The organism is Eubacterium sp. CAG:161 (genome assembly GCF_000432355.1).
Lineage (GTDB): Bacteria > Bacillota > Clostridia > Lachnospirales > Lachnospiraceae > Eubacterium_G > Eubacterium_G segne.
The window spans coordinates 12,676-18,664 of sequence record NZ_HF991873.1; the positions used below are offsets into that span (position 1 = coordinate 12,676).

A 5,989-nucleotide genomic window follows, 5' to 3' on the forward strand; every position below is an offset into this window, starting at 1 on the left:
TCACACTGCTTATTATTACGGGACCTAATACCGGTGGTAAAACAGTTTCATTAAAAACCGTAGGGCTTTTGTCTTTAATGGGGCAGGCAGGGCTTCATATTCCCGCTTTACCGGGAAGTCAGCTGGGAGTATTTAATGAGATTTTTGCTGACATTGGAGATGAACAAAGTATTGAGCAAAGCCTTAGTACCTTTTCAGCCCATATGGTTAATACAGTTAATATTTTAGAAAAAGCTGACTCGGATTCCTTAGTTTTATTTGACGAATTGGGGGCAGGTACTGATCCGGTAGAAGGTGCGGCACTGGGCATTTCCATTTTGTCATTTCTTAAAAATATGGGAGTTCGTACCATGGCAACTACCCATTACAGCGAATTAAAACTTTTTGCCCTTTCCACGGAGGGGGTACAAAATGCAAGCTGCGAATTTGATGTGGAAACCCTTAGACCGACATACCGCCTTTTAATTGGTATTCCGGGTAAAAGTAACGCCTTTGCCATTTCCCAAAAATTAGGACTTCCTCAATATATTATTGATGATGCCAAATCAAGAATTGATGCGGATAATGAACAGTTTGAGGATGTTTTGGCAGAACTTGAACAAAAGAAACGCCAAATTGAAAAGGACAAGGAAACCATTTCCGTATATAAATCACAGATTGCTTCCCTCAAACGGGACTACGAAATCAAGAACAAAACTCTTGATGAAAAGAAGGATAAAATTCTTTCCAAGGCCCGTGATGAAGCTCTTGATATTCTTAAAGAGGCTAAGGAAACTGCTGATGAAGCTATTAAAACCATTAACAAATACGGTAAATCCGGCAATATGAAGGAATTGGAGAAATCGCGAAGCAGCGTCGGTTCAAAAATTAAGAAAAACCAAAGCTCAGCTTCCATGAAATCTTCTAAGCAGAAAAAGACCTATAAGCCTTCTGACTTTAAGATTGGAACAGGAGTCAAGGTTCTTAGCATGAACCTAAATGGTTCTGTGGTAACATTGCCTAATGCCGACGGTAATTTAACGGTAAAAATGGGTATACTTAATTCTAAAGTTAATATTAAGGACTTAGAAATTATTGATGAACCTGATATTAAGGCACCGGGACTTAACCGCACCGGCAGTGGAAAGATTAAGATGAACAAATCCTTAAATGTTAAAATGGAGCTTAATCTTATTGGTAAAACCGTGGATGAGGCATTATTTGAACTTGATAAATATTTAGACGATGCTTATTTAGCACATCTTCCTCAGGTATATATTATACACGGCAAAGGTACCGGTACTCTCAGAAATGCCATACAGACTCACCTGAAAAAATGTCCTTATGTAAAGTCTTACAGAAACGGCGAGCACGGTGAAGGTGGCGCAGGAGCTACCGTTGTAGAATTTAAATAAATTGGCTTATTATCACAGTTTACAATTTATTTTAACTTTATTAACATTATTTGATTATAATTAGCATGATATTTTAGAATACCATAAACATATATAAAAAGCAGTTTACTGCGATTTCAAAGGGAGGATAACAAATGGCTGGCAAACAGAAAATTTTAATTGTTGATGATGATGAAAACATCGCAAACTTAGTATCTCTTTATTTAACAAAGGAGTGCTTTGACACACGAATTGAGCATGACGGTAATTCTGCACTGGTGGCTTTCAGGGACTACAAACCTGACCTGGTGCTTCTTGACTTAATGCTTCCGGGAATAGACGGATATGAGGTTTGTCGTGAAATACGAAAAACTTCAAAAACTCCTATTATTATGCTTTCTGCTAAAACAGAAGTTTTTGATAAGGTTTTAGGTCTTGAGCTTGGAGCAGATGATTACATGATAAAGCCTTTTGATTCAAAGGAATTAGTGGCAAGGGTTAAGGCTGTTTTAAGAAGATATACTGCGGCTCCACAGCCTGCTGTTTCTCCTTCTGAAAAGCGTGTTGAATACAAGGATTTGATTATTAATCTTTCAAACTATGAGGTTATTTATAAAGGAAAACCTGTGGAAATGACTCCTAGGGAAATCGAACTTTTGTATTTCCTTGCTTCTTCACCAAATCAGGTATTTACAAGAGAACAGCTTCTTGACCATATCTGGGGCTATGAATACGCCGGTGACACAAGAACCGTAGACGTTCACATTAAGCGTATCCGTGAAAAAATTGCCGACACAGATGAGTGGTCAATTGGAACTGTATGGAGCGTTGGTTACAGATTTGAGGTACATAAATAATCGGAGCGTACAATGAGGAATTCAATTTTAACTAAGTTTTTTGTTGGGTATTTTTCTTTTGCGGTACTTGGTTTTTTATTAATTACCTATTGGTCAACAAACCTTATTTACAATCATTTGCTTACTAACGATGCGTCGGAGTTACAGTCCTACGCTTCCATTGTGGTGGATAATGTCCAAAACGCCATTGGCGATTCTATGTATGATATCGACAATCCGGACAATTTCTTTAGTGATTTTAATAAGGTTTTAGACTGTAATCTTTTGCTGTTAGATAAGGACAATAAACTTGTTTACACCACTGATGACACAAAAGCTCTTACTAACGATGATGCCAATATTGTAATTAAAAATTTTGACCCAAATGAATATACCGGAAAAAGCTATAAAATAAACAAATTTTACAACATGTATAAAACAGATACTTTAAGTGTTGTTCAGGCCATAAGAAAAAATAATACCGTATTCGGATATGTAGTGGTTCATATGCCTACATCCATTATTAAACAAAGCAGTTATGACGTAACTCATGTTTTTTACCTGACTTATGCCATTATTCTGGCTTTGTCCCTGATTATCTTTTTTAACTTTATGTGGTTTATTTATTTACCGCTTAAGCAAATAAGATTGGCGGCAATGGAATATGCCCAGGGTAATTTCAGTTATGACGGCCTTATGGTTAGCAATGATGACGAAATTGGCGACGTGGCAAGTTCACTTAAGTATATGTCAAAGCAATTAAATAATTCAAGGGAATATCAGAAAACCTTTATTTCCAATATTTCTCATGACTTCCGCTCACCTCTTACTTCCATAAAAGGGTATATTGAGGCTATGATGGATGGAACCATTCCTCCTGAAGACCATAAGAAATATTTGTCAATTGTTCTTTCTGAAGCAAACCGCCTGGAGAAATTAACTACCGGGCTTCGTGAACTTAACAGCTGGAATACTACCGGCCCTGAACTTTTCTTAGAAGAGTTTAATATGGAAAGTGTGATTGCTTCTACTGTAGAAACTTTCCAGGGCAGTTGCGAAAAGAAAAATATTGAACTGATTATCCAGTTTCCTCCAAAGCACTACAACGTGTATGCAGATAAAGGAAAAATAGAACAGGTTTTATATAATCTTTTAGATAATGCCATTAAATTTAGTAACCCTTCCTCTAAAATTGTTATTCGTCTATATAATAAAGGGGATAAGCAATACTGCTCCGTAAAGGATTTTGGTATGGGTATTCCCAGCGGCAGCATTGATAAAATATGGCAGCGTTTTTACAAAACCGACTTATCCCGTGGCCGTGACAAAACCGGTTCCGGTATTGGTCTTTCCATTGTAAAGGAAATTATGCGTGCCCATAATGAAAACATAGACGTTATCAGTACCGAGGGAGTTGGTACGGAATTTGTTTTTTCCATAAAACATGCCAAATCTAAAACCCTATAGAATTTTATTTTGCCGGGGAGCTGTCAGTTTTATGCAGACTGACGTATTTCCCGGCTTATTTGTGCAATAAATTCAGAATTTGTAGGTCTGCCTTTCTTATAGCGTACACTATATTTGTCTTTGCTTCCATTATTATATGCATCCTCTACTGACCATGCCACCTCTATGGCATGACGTATGGCCTTCTCCACCCTTTGTGGCGTTGAATTATGTTTTTTGGCAACATCAGGATATAAAACCTTTGTAACACCTTCTAATGCATCTTCATTACTTATTACCTCCTTAACAGCGGTAATCATATATCTGTATCCCTTAAGTCTTGCAGGGACGCCTATTTCATTTAATTTATTTGATATAATTGTATCCATTTGTGGAATCGTACCTGATTTGGCACATATTGATAAATCGTCCGTATTATAATCCGGCATGCTTTTATTTTCTTTTAAGATTTCATTCATCCTCAAATAAACCTTTTTAATCTTTTCAGCCATAATATTGCAATCAAAAGGTTTCATTATTACATAATTAACACCCCTGTTTAAAGCCTCACTAATTAATATATCCTTATTTATGGATGTAATAATAATATACATTGTTTTAGAATTTTTAGCTGACTGCTGCATTTTTTCCAATAACGTGTACCCATCGTACACCGGCAACAATAATTCAAACAGAACTATGTCCGGATTATAGTCAGTGTACAACTCATACGCTTCCCTTCCATTGTCAGTTTCACCTACAATTTCAATACTTTGATCATCCTTCAAAGCTTTAACTAACTGTCTTCTTACTTCATTTTGTGCATCTGCAATAAGCACTTTAAATTTTTTCATTTTTCAAACCTTTCTCTTTCATAGACATTATTTTTCAGTCATATTCACTTACATTCCGTGAATACTCTATTATCATAACCCCCGCACTAAAACAAGAAAAGTTCCTTTATGGCACCTGATTCTTGTAAGTTGAACCACTAGTCGGTGCCATATATTACCCACCTTGACGTTTTTCGATTTTTTGCCTTATTTTATTTAGTGTTTTTAACACTATTATTTTTCTTCATCATTTTATTATATAGTGAAAAATTTATATTAAAATGCTAAATTTGTTAAATATTATGATGTTGCAATAAGTCATAAATTGTATTATTATATTGCTATAATCTTATTCAAAGGAGGCTTACAAAATGGCTTACAAAATTAACGACGGTTGTGTCGGTTGTGGTGCATGTGCAGGCGCTTGCCCAGTTGGCGCTATATCAGAAGCTGACGGAGTATTCGTTATAGATGCTGATTCATGTATCGAATGTGGAGCATGCACAGGTGCTTGCCCAACAGGATCAATCGAATTAGACGCTTAATTTAAAAACAAGCAGTTGCAAAACGATTATCGTATTGCAACTGCTTATTTTTTTCCCTGCCCCCGCATCACAGATGCGTTTACAAGTTTTTTTACTATCCTTACTGGGTTGTAACAGGATTTGTCTTTTCTCCAATATGTACCCTGTTTTTCTTTTCCTTTGACCCGAAAAAAAATCCCGGCTTTTTTTCTTTTCCTGAACCTGTTTTTTTCTGACTTTCCATTACTGTTTTTAATTGCTTTTTCTTACTCTTATCACTTTTCTTAAGCAAAAGCTTTTCTGCCTTTAATTTCTTCTTTCTTTCCCGTCTGCTCATTTGCTGTCTTGAGCGCATAACTTCGTCTAATTTTTTATAACGCTCTTCTTCTTTTTCGTCCTGAATCCGCATAAGATAATTCATTTCCTTTAAAACAGTTTCGCTTACGTGACCGCTTACTTCCTTTCCCAGTTGTGCCGTCTGCTGTTTCATTGCCTTAGCTACTACCTTGTCCATTATTTCCTGAAACTGCTCCATTTTACTTCCTGAAGGCTCTGAAACCTCCAGCCTTCTGTTTTGCTGCATTGCCGGTGTCATTATCATTCCCTTGTTTCCATCCTGCCTGTCCGGGTCGGTAAGCATCATTTTAATGGTTCTTAAGCTATAACCCTGATTCTTTAAATCTCTAACGTTTTTTAATAAATTAATATGATTTTCCGTATAATAGCGATGCCCCATTTCGTTTCTTGGAATTGACACATTAAGTTCTTCCTCCCAATATCTTAAAACATGAGATTCTACTCCCAGCATTTTAGATGCATCCGATATAATATATCTCTTTTCCCCCATCTCATCCTCCTAAAAAATAAAATTAAACATTTTCCATGCTGTCTGCCCTAAAGATTCATTCCAGCAATTTTGCGGGCAAATTGCATACTTTTTATTAAACACAAATAAATTATAAATCCATTATATTCCC

General features: G+C 36.2%; 6 protein-coding genes. 4 read left to right on the top strand and 2 right to left on the bottom strand.

Translation table 11 applies throughout. The features are described 5' to 3' along the window. From Q5O30_RS09135 to Q5O30_RS09145, 3 genes are all read left to right on the top strand, one after another. On the top strand, window positions 1–1,394 hold a 1,394-nt coding region (locus tag Q5O30_RS09135; RefSeq protein WP_302674675.1), incomplete at its 5' end, for a Smr/MutS family protein. Window positions 1,395–1,528: 134 nt separating this feature from the next. Next, the gene (locus Q5O30_RS09140; protein WP_021953447.1) at window positions 1,529–2,230 is read left to right on the top strand and encodes a response regulator transcription factor; all 702 of its coding nucleotides are present in this window, start codon (window positions 1,529–1,531) and stop codon (window positions 2,228–2,230) included. A 12-nt stretch (window positions 2,231–2,242) separates the two neighbouring features. Beyond that, window positions 2,243–3,676: a cell wall metabolism sensor histidine kinase WalK gene (locus tag Q5O30_RS09145; protein WP_021953448.1), complete on the top strand. Its 1,434-nt coding sequence runs from the start codon at window positions 2,243–2,245 to the stop codon at window positions 3,674–3,676. A gap of 29 nt (window positions 3,677–3,705) precedes the next feature. On the opposite strand, the gene spo0A is transcribed toward Q5O30_RS09145, so the two are convergent. Beyond that, window positions 3,706–4,509: a sporulation transcription factor Spo0A gene (gene spo0A / locus Q5O30_RS09150; protein WP_021953449.1), complete on the bottom strand. Its 804-nt coding sequence runs from the start codon at window positions 4,507–4,509 to the stop codon at window positions 3,706–3,708. A 350-nt stretch (window positions 4,510–4,859) separates the two neighbouring features. Here spo0A and Q5O30_RS09155 point away from each other — a divergent pair, with 350 nt between their 5' ends. Next, window positions 4,860–5,033 (top strand): DUF362 domain-containing protein, encoded by a 174-nt coding sequence (locus Q5O30_RS09155; RefSeq protein WP_021953450.1) that lies wholly within the window; start codon window positions 4,860–4,862, stop codon window positions 5,031–5,033. 100 nt (window positions 5,034–5,133) lie between these two features. Here the strand turns inward: Q5O30_RS09155 and Q5O30_RS09160 are convergent, their stop codons facing one another. Then, a complete protein-coding gene (locus tag Q5O30_RS09160) occupies window positions 5,134–5,859 on the bottom strand; it encodes a MerR family transcriptional regulator (RefSeq protein WP_021953451.1) in 726 nt (241 codons plus the stop codon). Window positions 5,860–5,989: the final 130 nt, after the last annotated feature.

Bases quoted from the DNA above. Each gene is read 5' to 3' on its own strand.
- Q5O30_RS09145 (WP_021953448.1), top strand. From the start codon at position 2,243: ATGAGGAATTCAATTTTAACTAAGTTTTTTGTTGGGTATTTTTCTTTT.
- Q5O30_RS09140 (WP_021953447.1), top strand. From the start codon at position 1,529: ATGGCTGGCAAACAGAAAATTTTAATTGTTGATGATGATGAAAACATC.
- spo0A (WP_021953449.1), bottom strand. From the start codon at position 4,509: ATGAAAAAATTTAAAGTGCTTATTGCAGATGCACAAAATGAAGTAAGA.
- Q5O30_RS09155 (WP_021953450.1), top strand. From the start codon at position 4,860: ATGGCTTACAAAATTAACGACGGTTGTGTCGGTTGTGGTGCATGTGCA.
- Q5O30_RS09160 (WP_021953451.1), bottom strand. From the start codon at position 5,859: ATGGGGGAAAAGAGATATATTATATCGGATGCATCTAAAATGCTGGGA.